Genomic DNA, 20,066 nt, shown 5'->3' with positions numbered 1-20,066 from the left:
TTTACATAGGCTTCCCCCTGAAATGATGGACATCATCGAGATTCGCGAATACCTGCCTCACCGTTACCCGTTCCTGCTGGTGGACCGGGTGGTGGAACTGGACACTGAAGGCAAGCGAATTCGCGCCTACAAGAATGTCAGCATCAACGAACCGTTCTTCAATGGTCATTTCCCTGCGCATCCGATCATGCCGGGCGTGCTGATCATCGAAGCGATGGCTCAGGCTGCCGGGATCCTCGGTTTCAAGATGCTCAACGTCAAACCGGCCGACGGCACCCTGTATTACTTCGTCGGTTCCGACAAGCTGCGTTTCCGCCAGCCAGTCAAACCGGGCGACCAGTTGATCCTTGAAGCGACCTTCATCAGTTGCAAGCGCAAGATCTGGAAATTCGAATGCCAGGCTTCGGTCGATGGCAAACCGGTGTGCTCGGCCGAGATCATCTGCGCGGAACAAAAAGTATGAGTTTGATTGACCCTCGCGCAATCATCGATCCGTCGGCCGTCCTGGCCGACGGCGTCGAGGTCGGCCCGTGGTCGATCGTCGGCGCAGGTGTGGAAATCGGCGAGGGTACCGTGATCGGGCCGCATGTGGTCCTCAAGGGCCCGACCCGCATTGGCAAGCACAATCGCATCTACCAGTTTTCTTCGGTAGGCGAAGACACCCCCGATCTGAAGTACAAGGGTGAAGAAACCCGCCTGGTGATCGGTGACCACAACGTCATCCGTGAAGGCGTGACCATTCACCGTGGCACCGTGCAGGACCGTTCGGAAACCACGCTGGGCGATCACAACCTGATCATGGCCTATGCGCATATCGGTCACGACAGCGTCATCGGCAACCACTGCATTCTGGTCAACAACACGGCGCTGGCCGGCCATGTGCACGTGGATGACTGGGCGATCCTTTCCGGATTCACCCTGGTGCACCAGTATTGCCACATCGGCGCCCACAGTTTTTCCGGCATGGGCACCGCGATCGGCAAGGATGTTCCGGCGTTCGTCACCGTGTTCGGCAACCCGGCCGAAGCACGCAGCATGAACTTCGAAGGCATGCGCCGTCGTGGTTTCAGCGAGGATGCGATTCACACCTTGCGTCGTGCCTACAAAACCGTTTATCGCCAGGGGCTGACCGTCGAGCAGGCACTGGCCGAACTCGCCGAGCCGGCTGCGCAGTACCCGGAAGTCGCGGTGTTCCGTGATTCCATCCTGTCGTCGACTCGCGGCATCACCCGCTGATCATGGCCAGTCTGCGTATTGCGCTGGTGGCCGGTGAAGCTTCCGGCGACATTCTCGGTGCGGGTCTCATGCGTGCGATCAAGACACAGCACCCGACAGTCGAGTTCATCGGTGTCGGCGGGCCGTTGATGCAAGCTGAAGGCCTGACTTCCTACTTCCCCATGGAGCGCTTGTCGGTCATGGGGCTGGTGGAAGTCCTCGGCCGGCTGCGCGAACTGTTAAAGCGCCGCAAGGAACTGATCGCCACGCTGATCGCCGAAAAGCCGGACGTGTTCATCGGCATCGACGCGCCAGACTTCAACCTCAATATCGAACTCAAGCTGCGTCAGGCCGGGATCAAGACCGTGCATTATGTCAGCCCGTCGGTGTGGGCGTGGCGCCAGAAGCGCGTGCTCAAGATCCGCGAAGGCTGCGACCTGATGTTGACGCTGCTGCCGTTCGAAGCAAAATTCTACGAAGAGAAGGGCGTGCCGGTGCGGTTCGTCGGCCACACCCTGGCCGACACCATTCCGCTTGAAGCCGACCGTGCCGCGGCGCGTGCCGAACTGGGTTTGCCCGACGGTCCGCTGGTCGCGTTGATGCCTGGCAGCCGGGGCGGCGAAGTGTCGCGTCTCGGCGGGCTGTTTCTCGATACGGCCGAACGCTTGCGTGCCATGCGTCCGGGCTTGCGCTTCGTTATTCCGTGCGCCAATTCCGAGCGTCGCACGCAGCTTGAAGAATTGCTCGCTGGCCGCGATTTGCCGGTGACCTTGCTTGACGGCAAATCGCATCTGGCGCTGGCGGCGTGCAACGCGGTGTTGATCGCTTCCGGCACCGCCACCCTTGAAGCGCTGCTGTACAAGCGGCCGATGGTGGTGGCGTACCGTATGGCGCCGCTGACATTCTGGATTCTCAAGCGCATGGTAAAGAGCCCATACGTGTCGTTGCCAAACTTGCTGGCACAGCGCTTGCTGGTGCCCGAGCTGTTGCAGGATGATGCGACAGTCGAGTCTCTGGCGTTGACGCTCTCGCCGTTGATCGATGGCGGCGAAGAGCAGACTCGCGGTTTCGACGAGATCCATCGCACGTTGCGCCTGGATGCCTCCAATCAGGCGGCGGATGCCGTCCTCAACCTGATCGGTCAAACACGATGAGCAAGACAAGCATGCAGATGGGCCTGGATTTCACCCTCGTCGCCGAAGTCGAGCAACTGGTGGCCGGCGTTGATGAAGTCGGTCGCGGCCCGTTGTGCGGTGCGGTGGTGACGGCGGCGGTGATCCTCGATCCGAACCGGCCGATCCTCGGTCTGGACGACTCGAAGAAACTCACCGAAGCCAAGCGTGAAAAGCTCTACGACGAGATCTGCGAAAAAGCCCTGAGCTGGTGCATTGCCCGCGCCGAAGTCGAGGAAATCGATGAGCTGAATATCCTCCACGCGACCATGCTGGCCATGCAGCGCGCGGTGGCCGGGCTGCACATTCAGCCGAAACTGGCGATGATCGACGGTAACCGCTGCCCACAATTGCCGATGCGTGCCGAAGCGGTGGTGCAGGGCGACGGCAAGGTCCCGGCGATTGCTGCCGCGTCGATTCTGGCCAAGGTCAGCCGCGACCGCGAAATGGCCGCTTTCGAATTGATCTATCCGGGTTACGGCATCGGTGGCCATAAAGGCTACCCGACGCCCGTTCATCTGGAAGCGCTGTCGCGGCTCGGACCGACACCGATTCACCGACGCTCGTTCGCCCCGGTGCGCCTGGCTTACGAGGCGCGGGAAGTGCTGACCCAGGTTTAGGCACAAGGCTGATGTTTTATTCGAGGCCCGGTACAATCCGGGCCTCGTTGTCTCTATGTAACTGGACAGGATCACTATGCCGGCTTCATTCGTACATCTACGCCTGCACACTGAATACTCCCTGGTCGACGGGCTGGTGCGGATCAAGCCGCTGGTCAAGGCGCTCACGGCCCTGAACATGCCGGCGGTCGCGGTCACCGACCAGAACAACATGTGTTCCCTGGTCAAATTCTATAAAAACACCATGGGCGCCGGCATCAAGCCGATCTGCGGCGCCGACCTGTGGCTGTCGAACAAGGATCCGGACGGACCGCTGAGCCGGATCAGCCTGCTGGTGATGAATGCCAAGGGCTACCGCAACCTCACCGAGTTGATCTCGCGCGGCTTCATCGAAGGCCAGCGCAACGGCATGATCATTGTTGAGCGCCAGTGGGTCGCCGAAGCCAGTGAAGGCCTGATCATGTTGTCCGCGGCCAAAGAAGGCGAGATCGGCATGGCGCTGATCGGCGGCAACCCGGCCGAAGCCGAGACGCTGACGCGTGAGTGGATGGCGGTATTCCCGGACCGTTTCTATCTGGAGATCCAGCGCACCAACCGTCCCAACGACGAAGAGCAATTGCACGGCGCCGTGGCGCTGGCCGACAAGCTCGGTGCGCCGCTGGTGGCGACCAACGATGTGCGTTTCATCAAGCAGGAAGACTTCGCTGCTCACGAAACCCGCGTCTGCATCGGTGAGGGTCGCGCCCTCGACGATCCGCGGCGCTCGAAGAATTACAGCGATCAGCAATACCTGAAAAGCGCCGAGGAAATGCTCGAGCTGTTCAGCGATATTCCCGACGCGATCGAAAACACCGTCGAGATCGCCAAGCGTTGCAACATCGAGGTCAAGCTGGGCACGCACTTCCTGCCCAACTTCCCGATCCCCGATGGCATGACCATCGACGAATACTTCCGCAAGGTTTCCTTCGACGGTCTCGAAGAGCGCCTGGCGGTGCTGCTGCCCAAGGACACCACCGAAGACTACGAAGCCAAGCGTCAGGTCTACGTCGACCGCTTGAATTTCGAGCTGGATATCATCATCCAGATGGGCTTCCCCGGTTACTTCCTGATCGTGATGGACTTTATCCAGTGGGCCAAGAACAACGGCGTACCGGTCGGTCCCGGCCGTGGATCGGGTGCCGGTTCGCTGGTGGCCTACGTACAGAAGATCACTGACCTCGATCCGCTGGAATACGATCTGCTGTTCGAACGTTTCCTTAACCCGGAACGGGTTTCGATGCCCGACTTCGACGTCGACTTCTGCATGGACGGTCGTGACCGGGTGATCGATTACGTGGCCGAGAAGTACGGCCGCAACGCGGTAAGCCAGATCATCACCTTCGGTTCCATGGCCGCCAAGGCTGTGGTGCGTGACGTGGCGCGGGTGCAGGGCAAGTCCTATGGCCTGGCGGATCGTCTGTCGAAGATGATCCCGTTTGAAGTCGGCATGACCCTGGAAAAAGCCTACGAGCAAGAAGAAATCCTGCGTGACTTCATCAAGGTCGATGAAGAGGCTGCGGAAATCTGGGAGATGGCGCGCAAGCTTGAAGGCGTGGTGCGTAACGTCGGCAAGCACGCCGGTGGTGTAGTGATCGCCCCGACCAAGCTGACCGACTTCTCGCCGATCTATTGCGACGAGGCCGGTGACGGTCTGGTGACCCAGTTCGACAAGGACGACGTCGAGGCGGCCGGTCTGGTGAAGTTCGACTTCCTCGGCCTGCGAACCCTGACGATCATCGATTGGGCCCTCAAAACCATCAACCGCGACCGCGCCAAGGTCAACGAGCCGCCGCTGGACATCGCGTTTATCCCGCTCGACGACAAGCCGACCTACAGCCTGCTGCAAAAAGCCGAAACCACTGCGGTGTTCCAGCTTGAATCGCGCGGCATGAAAGAACTGATCAAAAAGCTCAAGCCCGACTGCCTGGAAGACTTGATCGCACTGGTGGCGCTGTTCCGTCCGGGCCCGCTGCAGTCCGGCATGGTGGATGACTTTATCAACCGTAAGCACGGCCGCGCCGAGCTGGCGTATCCGCACTCGGACTACCAGTACGAAGGCCTCAAGCCGGTACTCGCGCCGACTTACGGCATCATCCTGTATCAGGAACAGGTGATGCAGATCGCACAGGTCATGGCCGGTTACACCCTCGGCGGTGCGGACATGCTGCGCCGGGCCATGGGTAAGAAAAAGCCCGAAGAAATGGCCAAGCAGCGCGGCGGTTTCATTGAGGGCTGCGCCACCAACGGCATCGATGCCGACCTTGCCGGTAACATTTTCGACCTGGTAGAAAAATTCGCCGGTTATGGCTTCAACAAATCCCACTCCGCTGCTTACGGTCTGGTGTCGTATCAGACGGCCTGGCTGAAAGCGCATTACCCGGCGCCGTTCATGGCCGCGGTACTTTCGGCGGACATGCACAACACCGACAAGGTCGTGACCTTGATCGAGGAAGTGCGGACGATGAAGCTGCGCCTCGACGCGCCGGACGTGAACACCTCGGAGTTCAAGTTCACGGTGAACGACGACGGCCGCATCGTTTACGGCCTCGGCGCGATCAAAGGTGTCGGCGAAGGCCCGGTTGAAGCCATTACCGAGGCGCGTCAGGCCGGTCCGTTCAAGGATCTGTTCGACTTCTGCGCGCGGGTCGACCTCAAACGCATCAACAAACGTACCCTCGACGGTCTGATCCGCAGCGGTGCGCTGGATCGTCTGGGCCCGTATTTCCATGACGAGCAAAAGGCTTATCAAGCCAATATCGACCGCAACCGCGCCGTGCTGCTGGCGGCGATGGAAGAGGCGATCAAAGCGGCCGAGCAGACCGCGCGCACCCACGACTCCGGGCACGCCGACCTGTTTGGCGGTTTGTTCGTTGAGGAAGATGCTGACGTTTACGCGTCCCATCGCAAGGCAAAGGAGCTGACCCTCAAGGAACGTCTCAAAGGTGAAAAAGACACCCTGGGCCTGTACCTGACCGGTCACCCGATTGACGAATATGAAGGCGAGATCCGCCGTTTCGCCCGTCAGCGCATCATCGACCTGAAGCCTGCGCGCGACACCCAGACCGTGGCCGGGATGATCATTGCCTTGCGGGTAATGAAGAACAAAAAGGGCGACAAGATGGGCTTCATCACCCTCGACGACCGCTCCGGGCGGATCGAGGCGTCGCTGTTCGCCGAGGCGTTCCATTCCGCGCAATCGCTGTTGCAGACCGACGCGATGGTGGTGGTCGAAGGCGAGGTCAGCAACGACGACTTCTCCGGCGGCCTGCGCCTGCGGGTCAAGCGGGTGATGAGCATGGAAGATGCGCGCACCAACCTCGCCGAGAGCCTGCGCCTGAAACTGCAGACCCAGGACCTGAAAGGCGATCAGCTACGCTGGCTGGGGGATCTGCTCAAGCGTCACCGCGGCGCGTGCCCGATCACCATGGAATACACAAGTCCGGATGCGAAGACCTTGCTGCAGTTCGGCGAGACCTGGCGGATCGACCCGGCGGATGCGTTGATTCAAGCCCTGCGTGACCAGTTCGGGCGAGACAACGTCTTCCTCCAATACCGTTGACCGGCGAGTGCCATCACTGCGCTCGCCCGCAACCTGAATTTTTAATCTCGACCTTAGCGCGCCTCTCCCTTAAGGTAGGGCGCGAATAGACAACCGGCCGGCCCAAGCTCATTTGGGACACGACCCAAGACGGACGCCTATGAACCCGAATTTTCTAGATTTCGAACAGCCGATCGCCGACCTGCAAGCCAAGATCGAAGAGTTGCGCTTGGTCGGTAATGACAATTCGCTGAATATCGGCGATGAGATCTCCCGCCTGCAGGACAAGAGCAAGACGCTCACCGAAGACATCTTCGGCAAATTGACCAGTTGGCAGATCGCACGCCTGGCGCGTCACCCGAAACGCCCTTACACCCTCGACTACATCGAGCACATCTTCACCGAATTCGACGAGCTGCACGGCGACCGTCACTTCTCCGACGACGCCGCGATTGTCGGCGGTATCGCCCGTCTGGAAGACCAGCCGGTGATGATCATCGGCCACCAGAAGGGCCGTGAAGTGCGTGAGAAGGTTCGCCGCAACTTCGGCATGCCGCGACCGGAAGGCTATCGCAAGGCCTGCCGTCTGATGGAAATGGCCGAACGCTTCAAGATGCCGATCCTGACCTTCATCGACACGCCGGGTGCCTACCCGGGTATCGACGCGGAAGAGCGCAACCAGAGCGAAGCCATTGCCTGGAACCTGCGCGTGATGTCGCGCCTGAAAACCCCGATCATCGCCACCGTTATCGGTGAAGGTGGTTCCGGTGGTGCACTGGCGATCGGCGTCTGCGATCAACTGAACATGCTGCAGTACTCGACCTACGCGGTGATCTCGCCGGAAGGTTGCGCATCGATCCTGTGGAAAACCGCCGAAAAAGCGCCGGATGCTGCTGAAGCCATGGGCATCACCGCCGAGCGTCTGAAAGGCCTGGGCATCGTCGACAAGGTAATCAGCGAGCCGCTGGGCGGCGCGCACCGCGACCCGGCCGCTGCCGCGGCATCGATCCGTGCCGAGCTGAGCTCGCAACTGGCGATGCTGAAGCAGTTCGATAACGAAGCGCTGTTGAAGCGCCGTTATGATCGACTGATGAGCTACGGTCTCTAAAGTCGAGCGCTACCCCCTGTAGGAGTGAGCCTGCTCGCGATAACGATGTAACATTCGACCCATGTGTTGACTGTTGCACCGCTATCGCGAGCAGGCTCACTCCTACATTCGATTGGGGCAAAGAGAAAGATATGGGCCCGTCCCCCACTGATTTGCCGTCCCGGCTATTACTGAACCTCAAACCCTGGCGCGACGCCGCTCACTGGCGCATCGCCTTCTCCGGTGGCCTCGATTCCACTGTCCTGCTGCACTTGCTCGCCCATCTCGCAAAATCCGAGTCCCTGCCTGCGCTCAGCGCCATCCATATCCATCACGGTCTTCAGGCGGCTGCCGATGCGTGGCCGCAACATTGTCAGGCGGTCTGCGATGCGCTGGGCGTGCCATTGAACATCGAACGGGTGACGGTGCAGCCGGGCGCGAGCCTGGAGCGCGCGGCGCGGGATGCGCGTTACGCGGTGTTCAATGCGCTGACCGCGCGCAATGATGTGTTGCTGACCGGCCAGCATCGTGACGATCAGGCGGAAACCCTGTTGTTCCGGTTGATGCGTGGGGCCGGTGTGCGCGGTTTGTCAGGTATTCCCGCGCAGCGCCCCGCGGGGCAGGGCATGCTGGTTCGTCCGTTGCTGGACGTTTCGAGCGCCGAGCTGGAGGCGTACGCCAAAGCCCATGAGCTGACATGGATCGAAGATCCGTCGAATCAGGATCGGCATTTCTCACGCAATTATCTACGCCATCAAGTCATGCCGGCGCTGACCGAGCGCTGGCCGCAGGCGCAGGCAAGCATGGCCCGCAGCGCCGGGCATCTGCGTGAGGCGCAGGGCTTGCTCGATGAGCTGGCACAAATGGATTTGGACCAGGCTCGCACGGCACATGATTTTGCATGGCTGGGGCTGCCGTCGCTGGAGCTGGCGCCGCTGGCAGCGCTGTCTGCGGCACGCCAGCGCAATGCCCTCAGCCATTGGCTCGAACCGCTGACCCGCTTGCCGGATGCCGACCACTGGTCGGGTTGGAGCGATCTGTGCGAGGCCGCTGCCGACGCTTCGCCGATCTGGCGTCTGGCCGATGGTGAACTGCACCGCAGTGCCGGCCGGTTGTGGTGGCTGAATGGCCAATGGTTGCGCGCACCCGCGATCGGCGTCGACTGGCAGACCCCGTCGTTGACGCTACGCTTGGCCGATAACGGCAGCGTGATATTCAGCGGGCCGGCGCCTGACGGGCCATTGCGCATTGCTTACCGTCGGGGCGGCGAAGTCATGCAGATCGCCGAGCGCGGTCATCGTGACCTCAAGCGCCTGCTCAACGAGCGCGCCGTGCCGGGTTTTCTCCGTGGCAGATTGCCGCTGCTGTTTCGCGGCGCTGAACTGCTCGCGGTGGCGAACCTGCCGGGGCTCGACGGCCCGGCGCAGGGTGGCTGGAAATTGCAATGGCAGCCAAGCGATGAAGATCAAGGTTTGAGCTGAAAGGAGCATTCCGGTAGACTACGCTCCCTTCTTGATACAACTTCTGTGGATTCGCCTGAATTGCAGGAGTTGCCGATTACCAAGCAGTCTTTGCTGGGCGATTCCAAAAAATGTGTAGCGAGCAACGTACCGGTGTTTCACCTGCCGGTCTGTCCCAACGCGGCGGTTTTTTTGAAAGGTGCACTGTGATTAATGCAGGTGATCGGGGGCTTCGGCCTTCCTTCGCTTTCCCCGGCGGCTCGTTCCGCTTTAACGCAGACTTCTAGGGTTTTTCATGACGCGCTACATATTCGTCACGGGCGGTGTTGTTTCTTCATTGGGGAAAGGCATTGCCTCGGCTTCATTGGCGGCTATCCTGGAGGCGCGGGGGCTTAAGGTCACCATGCTGAAGCTGGATCCGTACATCAACGTCGATCCAGGCACCATGAGCCCGTTCCAGCACGGTGAAGTGTTCGTCACCCACGACGGCGCCGAGACCGACCTGGACCTGGGGCACTACGAGCGGTTCATCCGCACGACCATGACCCAGAACAACAACTTCACCACTGGCCGTGTCTACGAGCACGTGCTGCGCAAAGAGCGCCGTGGTGACTACCTGGGTGCAACCATCCAGGTGATCCCGCACATCACCGACGAAATCAAGCGCCGCATCATCAAGGGTGCCGGTGACGCTGACGTGGCGATGGTCGAAATCGGCGGCACCGTTGGCGACATCGAGTCGCAACCGTTCCTCGAGGCGATCCGCCAGTTGCGTTTCGAAGTCGGCGCCAAGCGCGCGATGCTGATGCACCTGACACTGGTGCCGTACATCGCCACTGCCGGCGAAACCAAGACCAAGCCAACCCAGCACTCTGTCAAGGAACTGCGTTCGATCGGCCTGCAGCCAGACGTGCTGGTGTGCCGTTCCGATCACCCGATCGACATCTCGTCGCGTCGCAAGATCGCCCAGTTCACCAACGTTGAAGAGCGTGCGGTCATCGCGCTGGAAGACGCCGACACCATCTACAAGATCCCGGGCATCCTGCACTCGCAGGGTCTGGACGATTTCGTCGTCGAGCGTTTCGGTCTGCAATGCAACAGCGCCGATCTGTCCGAGTGGGACGCGGTGGTCGATGCCAAGCTGAACCCGGAACACGAAGTGACCATCGCCATGGTCGGCAAGTACATGGAACTGCTCGATGCCTACAAGTCGCTGATCGAAGCGATGAGCCATGCCGGCATCAGCAACCGCACCAAGGTCAACCTGCGTTACATCGATTCCGAAGACATCGAAAACCAGGGCACCGCGCTGCTCGAAGGTGTCGACGCGATACTCGTACCGGGCGGCTTCGGTCTGCGCGGTGTGGAAGGCAAGATCACAGCCGTTCAGTACGCCCGCGAAAACAAGGTGCCTTACCTCGGCATCTGCCTCGGCATGCAAGTGGCGGTGATTGAATTCGCCCGTAACGTGATGGGCTGGAAAGACGCTAACTCCACCGAGTTCGACCGCGCCAGCGGCCACCCGGTCGTCGGTCTGATCACCGAGTGGGAAGACGCCACCGGTGCTGTCGAAGTACGCACCGAAGCGTCCGATCTGGGCGGCACCATGCGTCTCGGCGCTCAGGACTGCCTGCTCGAGCCGGGCTCCAAGGTCCACGATTGCTACGGCAAGGACGTGATCGTCGAGCGTCACCGTCACCGTTACGAAGTGAACAACAACCTGCTGCCACAGCTGATCGAAGCCGGCCTGAAAATTTCCGGTCGCTCTGCTGATGCGGCGCTGGTTGAAGTGGTTGAAGCGGCTGACCATCCGTGGTTCGTTGCTTGCCAGTTCCACCCTGAGTTCACCTCGACTCCACGCGACGGTCACCCGCTGTTCAGCGGTTTCGTCAAGGCCGCGTTGGCTCAACACCAGAAGAAGGCGTAACCCCGATGGCACAGAAGATCATCCGCGTCGGCGACATCGAGATTGCCAACGACAAACCCATGGTGCTGTTCGGCGGCATGAACGTGCTCGAAAGCCGTGACATGGCCATGCAGGTTTGCGAAGAGTATGTGAAGGTCACCGAAAAACTCGGTATCCCTTACGTGTTCAAGGCCAGCTTCGACAAGGCCAACCGGTCTTCTGTGACCTCTTATCGCGGCCCTGGCCTGGAAGAGGGCATGCGCATCTTCCAGGACATCAAGCAAGCCTTTGGCGTGCCGATCATCACTGACGTTCACGAGCCTGACCAGGCCGCGGTCGTCGCTGAGGTCTGCGACATCATTCAGCTACCGGCCTTCCTGTCGCGCCAAACCGATCTGGTTGTCGCGATGGCCAAGACCAACGCCGTGATCAATATCAAGAAAGCCCAATTCCTCGCGCCTCAGGAAATGAAACACATCCTGAACAAGTGCGTGGAAGCGGGTAACGATCAATTGATTCTCTGCGAGCGTGGTTCGAGCTTCGGCTACAACAACCTCGTGGTCGACATGCTCGGCTTCGGCATCATGAAGCAGTTCGAATACCCGGTATTCTTCGACGTGACCCATTCGCTGCAAATGCCTGGCGGTCGTTCCGACTCCGCCGGCGGTCGCCGCGCTCAGGTCACCGATCTGGCCAAGGCCGGCATGAGCCAGTCGCTGGCGGGTCTGTTCCTTGAAGCGCACCCGGATCCGGACAACGCCAAATGCGATGGCCCTTGCGCCTTGCGTCTGGACAAACTGGAGCCATTCCTGGCCCAGCTCAAAGCCTTGGACGAACTGGTGAAGAGTTTTCCGACGGTAGAAACCGCGTAAGACTCATTTCTCCGGTAAAGTACCGCACGATTTGTCGCTCATGCCCTCGGGCATGAGCGTTGTCGTCTGCAAGTCTGCCCGCTGTACTTCGCTTGCCGACGATTGAAGATTTCCTCTAGCTGCGTCGTTTTCGTCAACTTTGGAGTGTTTACAACAATGGCAAAAATCGTCGACATCAAAGGTCGTGAAGTTCTCGACTCCCGTGGCAATCCCACCGTGGAAGCGGACGTGCTTCTCGACAACGGCATCATCGGCAGCGCCTGCGCGCCGTCCGGTGCATCCACTGGCTCGCGTGAAGCACTCGAGCTGCGTGATGGCGACAAGAGCCGTTACCTGGGCAAGGGCGTGCTCAAGGCGGTAGCCAACATCAACGGTCCGATCCGCGATCTGCTGCTGGGCACCGACCCGAGCGACCAGAAAGCCCTTGACCACGCGATGATCAAGCTCGACGGTACCGAAAACAAGGCAACCCTGGGCGCCAACGCCATCCTCGCGGTATCCCTGGCTGCGGCCAAGGCGGCTGCGCAGGATCAGGATCTGCCGCTGTACGCACACATCGCCAACCTCAACGGCACCCCGGGTGTGTACTCGATGCCGGTGCCGATGATGAACATCATCAACGGTGGCGAGCACGCCGATAACAACGTCGACATCCAGGAATTCATGGTGCAGCCGGTTGGCGCCAAGTCGTTCTCGGAAGGTCTGCGCATGGGCACCGAGATTTTCCATCACTTGAAAGCTGTGCTGAAGGCCCGTGGCCTGAGCACTGCGGTGGGCGACGAAGGCGGTTTCGCACCGAACCTGGCGTCCAACGAAGACGCGCTGAAAGTGATCTCCGAAGCCGTGGCCAACGCCGGTTACAAGCTGGGCACCGACGTGACCCTGGCGCTGGACTGCGCGGCGAGCGAATTCTACGAAGACGGCAAGTACAACCTGTCCGGCGAAGGCCAGGTGTTCACCGCTGAAGGTTTCGCTGACTACCTCAAAGGCCTGACCGAGCGTTATCCGATCATCTCGATCGAAGACGGTCTGGACGAGTCCGACTGGGCTGGCTGGAAGATTCTCACCGACAAGATCGGCGAGAAGACTCAGCTGGTAGGCGACGACCTGTTCGTCACCAACACCAAGATCCTCAAGGAAGGCATCGATAAAAAGATCGCCAACTCGATCCTGATCAAGTTCAACCAGATCGGCACGCTGACCGAAACCCTGGAAGCCATCCAGATGGCCAAGGCTGCCGGTTACACCGCCGTGATCTCGCACCGTTCGGGCGAAACCGAAGATTCGACCATTGCCGACCTGGCGGTGGGCACCTCGGCTGGCCAGATCAAGACCGGTTCGCTGTGCCGTTCCGACCGCGTATCGAAGTACAACCAACTGCTGCGTATCGAAGAGCAGTTGAACGGCAAGGCCAGGTACAACGGCCGCAGCGAGTTCCGCGGCTGAGTACAAACTGATGGAAGGACACCGGATTGTGTCGAAAAAGTCGTGACAGCGATGGATTTGCCACTAATCTGATGCCTTGAAAGCACAAGCCTGGATCTTTCCAGGCTTCGTGCTATCAGATGCTTCAAGTTTTCGCGTGGCGGTCTTTTTTCACTGGATACCTGATATTCGATGCGCAGTCCTTACTGGTTGTTTCTCGTTTTGCTCTTGCTGCTGGCCGGTCTGCAGTACCGCCTGTGGGTGGGCAACGGCAGTCTGGCGCAGGTCGCCGAGCTGAAGCAGCAAATTGCTGACCAACATGCCGAGAACGAAGGTTTGCTGGAGCGCAATCGCGTGATGGACGCTGAAGTCAGCGAGTTAAAAAAAGGCATGGAGACCGTTGAAGAGCGGGCTCGTCACGAACTGGGCATGGTCAAGGACGGTGAAACCCTTTACCAGTTGGCCCAATGATCGATACCTTGCCGGCCTTCTGGGCCGTGATTCCTGCCGCGGGCGTCGGTGCCCGAATGGCCGCGGACCGTCCCAAGCAATATCTGCAACTGGGCGGGCGCACAATTCTCGAACACAGCCTCGGCTGTTTTCTCGATCACCCGAGCCTCAAGGGGCTGGTGGTCAGTCTTGCGGTTGATGATCCTTACTGGCCGAACCTGGCGTGCGTCAGCGATCCGCGCATTCAGCGCGTCGACGGCGGTGCCGAGCGTTCCGCTTCGGTGCTCAACGCCTTGCTGCATCTAAATGCGCAGGGTGCCGATGATGACGACTGGGTACTGGTGCATGATGCAGCACGGCCCAATCTCAGTCGCGACGATCTGGACAAGTTGCTGGCTGAGCTGGCGGATGACCCGGTGGGTGGTTTGCTGGCCGTTCCCGCCCGCGACACGTTGAAACGCGTCGACAAGTTCGGGCGCGTGGTTGAAACCGTTGATCGTAGCGTGATCTGGCAGGCGTACACGCCGCAGATGTTTCGCCTGGGTGCGTTGCATCGGGCGTTGGCGGACAGTCTGGTGGCGGATGCGCTGATTACTGACGAAGCCTCGGCGATGGAGTGGGCTGGATTGAAGCCGCGTCTGATTGAGGGCAGGGCGGACAACCTCAAGGTGACCCGGCCGGAAGATCTGGAGTGGTTGCGGCAGCGCTGGGCTAACCGGCGCTGATTGTTGTGGCGCGTTTAAGATCACCTTCGCGAGCAGGCTCGCTCCCACAGTTGACCGCGTTCGCCTGGTAAATACATTCCCCCTGTGGGAGCTAGCCTGCTAGCGAAGGCGGCCGCACGAACAACCCATCACTCAGCTTCTGTACTCCGGCCGCTCAGCCAACCCCTCCTTAAGAAAATCCACCAACTTGCGCACCTTCGGCGACAAATGCCGCTGCTGCGGATACAACGCCCACACCGCAGTATTCGGCGGCTGATGCGCCTCCAGCAGGGAAATCAGCGCGCCGCTGTGCAAATGCTCCAGCACGTAATAATCCGGCAACTGACACAATCCCACGCCCTGTAATGCCGCATCCAGTACCGCCTGGCCACTGTTGCAGCGCCAGTTGCCCTGCACCCGCTGGGAAAACTCCCGACCGTTCTGCTCAAGCTGCCAGATATCCGAACTGCCGATCAGGCAATTGTGCCGACTCAATTCTGACAAGCTATGTGGGCGACCATACCGTTCCAGGTAGGACGGTGACGCGCAGAGATACATGCGCCGGGGCGCCAGCCGTGTGGCAACCAACCGCGAATCCTGCAGACGACCGAGGCGAATCGCCAGGTCGAGGCCTTCATGGACCAGATCGAGCTGGCGATTGCTCAGCTCGATATCGATGCGTAACTGCGGGTACACACCCATGAAGCGCGTCACCAGCGGCACGATGAAACGTTCGCCATACGCCACGGCACAGGTCATGCGCAGCATGCCTTTCGGCTCGCTGGCCAGATCGCCGACCGCGCGCAACGCCTCTTCGCGGCCGTCCTGCAAGCGTTGGCAATGTTGCAGAAAAGTCTGCCCGGCTTCGGTCAAGGTAACGCGGCGCGTGCTGCGATAAAGCAGGCGCGTCTGCAAACGCTCTTCCAAGCGTGCGATTTGTCGGCTGATGTGCGAGGACGAAACCCCAAGCCGTTCGGCGGCGGCGGTGAACTGGTTGCATTCGGCCACGGCGACAAACTCGTCTATGCCTTCCCAGCGGTTTTCCAGCATTGGGATTATCCCTGTATGGCAATAATGTTTTGCTTTCGCCCGGATTATTCATCAAGCGGCGCTGAACTACACTGCCTGTCTGGTTTTTTATTCAATGGATTCACTGGAGAGTCAGCATGATCAAGTCGCGCGCCGCCGTTGCCTTCGAGGCCAAGAAGCCGCTGGAAATCGTAGAAGTCGATGTCGCCATGCCCAAGGCCGGTGAAGTGTTGCTGCGCGTGGTCGCTTCCGGGGTTTGCCACACTGACGCTTACACTCTGTCCGGTGCTGATCCGGAAGGGATCTTTCCGTCGATTCTCGGCCACGAAGGTGGGGCCATCGTCGAAGCCATCGGCGAGGGCGTGACCTCGGTTGCGGTCGGCGATCACGTCATTCCGCTGTACACCCCGGAATGCGGCCAGTGCAAATTCTGCAAGTCGGGCAAGACCAACCTGTGTCAGGCGATTCGCGCCACTCAGGGCAAAGGCTTGATGCCGGACGGGACTTCGCGTTTTTCCTACAAGGGCGAAACGATTTTCCATTACATGGGCACGTCGACTTTCTCGGAATACACCGTGCTGCCGGAAATCTCCGTAGCGAAGATTTCCAAGGACGCGCCACTGGAAAAGGTCTGCCTGCTGGGCTGCGGCGTTACCACCGGTATCGGCGCGGTGATCAACACGGCCAAGGTCAAACCGGGTGACACCGTGGCCATTTTCGGTCTGGGCGGCATCGGTCTGTCGGCGGTCATCGGCGCGGTAAAAGCCAAGGCTGCACGCATCATCGCCATCGACATCAACCCGGCCAAATTCGAAATCGCCAAACAGCTGGGCGCCACCGACTGCGTCAATCCGAAAGACTTCGATCGTCCGATCCAGGAAGTCATCGTCGACATGACCGATGGCGGCGTCGACTTCTCTTTCGAGTGCATCGGCAACGTGCAACTGATGCGCGCAGCCCTTGAGTGCTGCCACAAAGGCTGGGGCGAGTCGGTGATCATCGGCGTCGCCGCGGCCGGCCAGGAAATCGCTACCCGTCCGTTCCAACTGGTGACCGGCCGCGTCTGGCGCGGTTCGGCATTCGGCGGCGTGCGTGGTCGTAGCGAGTTGCCAAGCTACGTCGACATGGCCCAGAGCGGTGAGATCCCGCTGGATACCTTCATCACCCACACCATGGGCCTGGAAGATATCAACAAGGCGTTCGACCTGATGCACGAAGGCAAGAGCATCCGTACCGTCATCCATTTCTAACAGCAGCTCCAGGTTACAAGCTTCAAGCTGCAAGCAAGGGCGAGCGTGCCTTTTCTTGTAGCTGGAAGCTTGCCGCTTGCCGCTGGGGAGGATCCCTTGAATCTGGAAAATATTTCCTGTCAGAAGAGCTTCGGTGGGTGGCACAAGCGCTATCGCCATCGCTCCGAAGTGCTCGATTGCGACATGGTGTTTGCCGTGTATTTGCCGCCGCAGGCGGAGCAGGGCGGTAAATTGCCGGTGCTGTACTGGCTCTCAGGCTTGACCTGTACCGATGAAAACTTCATGCAAAAGGCCGGCGCCATGCGCATGGCCGCCGAACTCGGTCTGATCATCGTCGCGCCGGACACCAGTCCGCGCGGCCCGGATGTCCCGGACGATGCGGACAAGGCCTGGGACTTCGGTCTCGGCGCCGGTTTTTATCTGAATGCCACGCAGCAACCGTGGGCGCGGCACTATCGGATGCATGACTACGTTGTGCAGGAGTTGCCTGCGCTGGTCGAAGCGCATTTCCCCGCGTCGGACAAACGCAGCATCAGCGGCCACTCCATGGGCGGCCACGGCGCGTTGATCTGTGCGTTGCGCAATCCGGGGCGTTATCAATCGGTGTCGGCCTTTTCGCCGATCAACAACCCGATGGATTGCCCGTGGGGGCAGAAGGCTTTCTCCCATTATCTGGGAGAAGACCGTTCGAAGTGGAAGGAGTGGGACGCCTGCGCACTGCTGGCCGATGCAAAGGAGAAACTGCCGCTGCTGGTCGATCAAGGTGATCGCGATGATTTCCTCGCTACCCAGCTCAAGCCCGAAGCCCTGCAACACGCGGCAAAACAAGCGGGGCATCCGCTGGAGTTGCGCCTGCAACCGGGCTACGACCACAGCTATTTCTTCATCTCAAGCTTCATTGACGACCACTTGCAGCATCACGCACGCGCTCTAGGCGCCTAATGTTCGCCAAAGCAGGTAGAATCACGCCCTGACAAAAATCGGGGCGTTTTTTTTATGCGTATTGGCCACGGCTATGATGTGCACCGTTTCGCTGAAGGCGATTTCATTACTCTGGGCGGCGTGCGCATTGCACACGGCTTCGGGCTGCTCGCTCATTCCGACGGTGACGTCCTGCTGCATGCCTTGAGCGATGCCTTGCTCGGCGCCGCGGCGCTTGGCGACATAGGCAAACACTTCCCTGACACCGACCCGCAATTCAAGGGCGCCGACAGCCGTGCGCTGCTGCGTCATGTGGTTGCGTTGATCCACGCCAAGGGCTGGAAAGTCGGCAACGTCGATAACACCATCGTCGCTCAGGCGCCGAAAATGGCCCCGCATATCGAATCGATGCGCGCGCTGATCGCCGCGGATCTTCAAGTTGAGCTCGATCAAGTGAACGTCAAGGCTACCACCACCGAAAAGCTTGGCTTTGTCGGTCGCGAAGAAGGCATCGCCGTGCATTCCGTTGCCTTGTTGCTGCGCGCATGAATGACCTGCAATTGCTCGGCCCGCGCGCCTATGGCGAGCCCCTCGGCACGGCAGTACTGAAAGCCATCGCGGAAGATTTCCAGGTTGATGAAGTGCTCGACATTCCCTTCAGCGGCGACGGCGAGCACCTGTGGATCTGGGTCGAAAAACGCGGTCTGAATACCGAAGAAGCGGCCCGTCGAATCGCCAAGGCGGCGGGTGTGCCGTTGCGCACCGTCAGTTATGCCGGCCTCAAGGACCGTCAGGCGCTGACCCGCCAGTGGTTCAGCGTGCAATTGCCGGGTAAAGCCGATCCGGATCTGTCGGCGGCACAAAACGACACACTGAAAATACTTAAGACCACCCGCCACAAGCGCAAGCTGCAACGGGGCGCGCACTCGGCCAACGGTTTCACGTTGCGCCTGACCCAGTTTGCCGGCGACAAGGCAGCGATCGAAGAACGTCTGCAACTGATCGCCAAACAAGGCATCCCCAACTATTTCGGCGCCCAGCGTTTCGGCCATGACGGCGGCAATGTCGTCGATGCCCGTGGCTGGGCGGCGCGCAAGGCATTGCCGGAGCAGCGCAACGTGCGTTCACGGCTGCTATCGACCGCGCGCAGTTTTCTCTTTAACAAGGTGCTGGCAGCACGCGTGGCGGACGGCACCTGGCAGAAAGCCTTGGTCGGCGATCTGCTCGCGTTCACCGATAGCCGCAGTTTTTTCCCTGCCGGCGAAGCAGAGTGCAGCGACCCGCGCCTGGCGATTCTCGACTTGCACCCCACCGGTCCGCAGTGGGGCGAAGGTGACTCTCCGGCGTCGGGGGCTGTCCATGATCTGGAGCAGGGGATCGCTGGCGCTGAAGCCGAACTGCGCGATTGGCTGGTCAATGCCGGAATGAGCCACGAACGGCGCATCCTGCGGCTGCCCATTGGCGGGTTGACGTGGCATTATCCCCAGCCTGACATTCTGCAACTGGAATTCGTCCTCCCGGCCGGATGCTTCGCCACCGTATTGGTGCGCGAACTCGTTGATCTGGTGCCGGTGGGGCAGACGGACAGCCCATGCGTATTCTGATTTCTAACGACGATGGGGTAACTGCACCCGGTCTCGCCGCGCTTTATGCTGCGCTGGCGGATTACACCGAGTGCGTGGTTATCGCCCCTGAGCAGGACAAGAGCGGCGCCAGCAGTTCGCTGACGCTCGACCGTCCGCTGCACCCGCAATACCTGGCCAACGGCTTCATCAGCCTTAACGGCACACCGACCGACTGCGTGCACCTGGGCCTCAACGGCTTGCTGGAGCGCGAGGCGGACATGGTGGTGTCCGGCATCAACCTCGGCGCCAACCTGGGCGATGACGTGCTGTATTCCGGAACCGTGGCCGCAGCCCTCGAAGGTCGCTTTCTCGAGCGTCCATCGTTTGCCTTTTCGCTGGTATCACGCCAGGTGGATAATCTGCCGACAGCGGCCTACTTCGCGCGCAAACTGGTCGAGGCGCATGCCAGCCTTGACCTGCCACCGCGTACGGTACTCAACGTGAACATCCCCAATCTGCCCCTTGACCATATTCGTGGCATTCAACTGACCCGGCTCGGCCACCGTGCCCGCGCGGCGGCGCCGATGAAAGTGGTCGATCCGCGCGGCAAGGCCGGTTACTGGATCGCGGCAGCCGGCGATGCCGAAGACGGCGGTCCGGGGACTGATTTTCATGCGGTGATGCAGGGCTACGTGTCCATCACTCCGTTGCAGCTCGATCGCACCTTCAATGATGCGTTCAGAAGTCTCGACGGCTGGCTGGGAGGGCTGAGCTAATGGCCCGCGAACACGAAGACCGACTACGCAGCGGCAT

Annotated in this window: 18 protein-coding genes; 17 read left to right on the top strand and 1 reads right to left on the bottom strand. The window is 60.3% G+C overall.

Annotated elements, in window-relative coordinates:
- The first annotated feature begins 22 nt into the window (after positions 1–22).
- From fabZ to ispD, 12 genes are all read left to right on the top strand, one after another.
- The gene (fabZ, locus tag J3P75_RS22115) at positions 23–463 is read left to right on the top strand and encodes a 3-hydroxyacyl-ACP dehydratase FabZ (protein WP_090282007.1); all 441 of its coding nucleotides are present in this window, start codon (positions 23–25) and stop codon (positions 461–463) included.
- Positions 460–1,236, top strand: a complete 777-nt coding sequence (lpxA, locus tag J3P75_RS22110; protein WP_434708186.1) for an acyl-ACP--UDP-N-acetylglucosamine O-acyltransferase — start codon at positions 460–462, stop codon at positions 1,234–1,236. The genes fabZ and lpxA overlap by 4 nt, the downstream gene beginning before the upstream one ends.
- Positions 1,237–1,238: 2 nt before the next feature.
- Positions 1,239–2,369 (top strand): lipid-A-disaccharide synthase, encoded by a 1,131-nt coding sequence (gene lpxB, locus J3P75_RS22105; RefSeq protein ID WP_434708185.1) that lies wholly within the window; start codon positions 1,239–1,241, stop codon positions 2,367–2,369.
- Positions 2,370–2,380: 11 nt separating this feature from the next.
- Positions 2,381–3,007 carry a ribonuclease HII gene (gene rnhB / locus J3P75_RS22100; protein WP_206416128.1) on the top strand — a complete coding sequence of 209 codons (627 nt, stop codon included), beginning with the start codon at positions 2,381–2,383 and terminating at the stop codon, positions 3,005–3,007.
- Positions 3,008–3,083: 76 nt separating this feature from the next.
- Positions 3,084–6,605, top strand: coding sequence for a DNA polymerase III subunit alpha (gene dnaE, locus J3P75_RS22095; RefSeq protein ID WP_434708184.1), 3,522 nt, complete (start codon positions 3,084–3,086; stop codon positions 6,603–6,605).
- Positions 6,606–6,744: 139 nt separating this feature from the next.
- On the top strand, positions 6,745–7,692 hold the full coding sequence (locus J3P75_RS22090) for an acetyl-CoA carboxylase carboxyltransferase subunit alpha (RefSeq protein ID WP_262140254.1): 948 nt from the start codon (positions 6,745–6,747) through the stop codon (positions 7,690–7,692).
- Positions 7,693–7,823: 131 nt separating this feature from the next.
- Entirely contained in the window at positions 7,824–9,152 is a 1,329-nt protein-coding gene (gene tilS, locus J3P75_RS22085) for a tRNA lysidine(34) synthetase TilS (protein WP_434708183.1), read from the top strand.
- A gap of 274 nt (positions 9,153–9,426) precedes the next feature.
- A complete protein-coding gene (locus tag J3P75_RS22080) occupies positions 9,427–11,058 on the top strand; it encodes a CTP synthase (protein ID WP_090282014.1) in 1,632 nt (543 codons plus the stop codon).
- Positions 11,059–11,063: 5 nt separating this feature from the next.
- Positions 11,064–11,909 carry a 3-deoxy-8-phosphooctulonate synthase gene (kdsA, locus tag J3P75_RS22075; protein WP_007954807.1) on the top strand — a complete coding sequence of 282 codons (846 nt, stop codon included), beginning with the start codon at positions 11,064–11,066 and terminating at the stop codon, positions 11,907–11,909.
- Positions 11,910–12,065: 156 nt separating this feature from the next.
- Positions 12,066–13,355 carry a phosphopyruvate hydratase gene (eno, locus tag J3P75_RS22070; RefSeq protein WP_258450356.1) on the top strand — a complete coding sequence of 430 codons (1,290 nt, stop codon included), beginning with the start codon at positions 12,066–12,068 and terminating at the stop codon, positions 13,353–13,355.
- A gap of 171 nt (positions 13,356–13,526) precedes the next feature.
- Positions 13,527–13,805, top strand: a complete 279-nt coding sequence (gene ftsB, locus J3P75_RS22065; protein WP_007964293.1) for a cell division protein FtsB — start codon at positions 13,527–13,529, stop codon at positions 13,803–13,805.
- Entirely contained in the window at positions 13,802–14,509 is a 708-nt protein-coding gene (ispD, locus tag J3P75_RS22060; protein ID WP_434708182.1) for a 2-C-methyl-D-erythritol 4-phosphate cytidylyltransferase, read from the top strand. Before ftsB ends, ispD begins: the two co-directional genes overlap by 4 nt.
- Before the next feature lie 132 nt (positions 14,510–14,641).
- On the opposite strand, the gene J3P75_RS22055 is transcribed toward ispD, so the two are convergent.
- A complete protein-coding gene (locus tag J3P75_RS22055) occupies positions 14,642–15,538 on the bottom strand; it encodes a LysR substrate-binding domain-containing protein (protein WP_434708181.1) in 897 nt (298 codons plus the stop codon).
- 116 nt (positions 15,539–15,654) lie between these two features.
- Between J3P75_RS22055 and J3P75_RS22050 the strand changes: the two genes are divergently transcribed.
- The 5 genes from J3P75_RS22050 to surE all read left to right on the top strand — a co-directional run bounded on the left by J3P75_RS22050 (position 15,655) and on the right by surE (position 20,029).
- Positions 15,655–16,767, top strand: a complete 1,113-nt coding sequence (locus J3P75_RS22050; RefSeq protein WP_434708180.1) for an S-(hydroxymethyl)glutathione dehydrogenase/class III alcohol dehydrogenase — start codon at positions 15,655–15,657, stop codon at positions 16,765–16,767.
- A gap of 96 nt (positions 16,768–16,863) precedes the next feature.
- Positions 16,864–17,709 (top strand): S-formylglutathione hydrolase, encoded by an 846-nt coding sequence (gene fghA / locus J3P75_RS22045; RefSeq protein ID WP_434708179.1) that lies wholly within the window; start codon positions 16,864–16,866, stop codon positions 17,707–17,709.
- A 54-nt stretch (positions 17,710–17,763) separates the two neighbouring features.
- Positions 17,764–18,237: a 2-C-methyl-D-erythritol 2,4-cyclodiphosphate synthase gene (ispF, locus tag J3P75_RS22040; RefSeq protein WP_020795989.1), complete on the top strand. Its 474-nt coding sequence runs from the start codon at positions 17,764–17,766 to the stop codon at positions 18,235–18,237.
- Positions 18,234–19,292, top strand: a complete 1,059-nt coding sequence (gene truD, locus J3P75_RS22035) for a tRNA pseudouridine(13) synthase TruD (RefSeq protein ID WP_434708178.1) — start codon at positions 18,234–18,236, stop codon at positions 19,290–19,292. Before ispF ends, truD begins: the two co-directional genes overlap by 4 nt.
- Complete coding sequence (gene surE, locus J3P75_RS22030) at positions 19,280–20,029, top strand: 5'/3'-nucleotidase SurE (protein WP_434708177.1); 750 nt, start codon at positions 19,280–19,282, stop codon at positions 20,027–20,029. The genes truD and surE overlap by 13 nt, the downstream gene beginning before the upstream one ends.
- Positions 20,030–20,066: the final 37 nt, after the last annotated feature.

The organism is Pseudomonas sp. R1-1, assembly GCF_051132135.1.
GTDB lineage: Bacteria > Pseudomonadota > Gammaproteobacteria > Pseudomonadales > Pseudomonadaceae > Aquipseudomonas.
The sequence above is the reverse complement of the archived record's forward strand: the minus strand, read 5'-3'. Positions and strand labels throughout refer to the sequence as shown.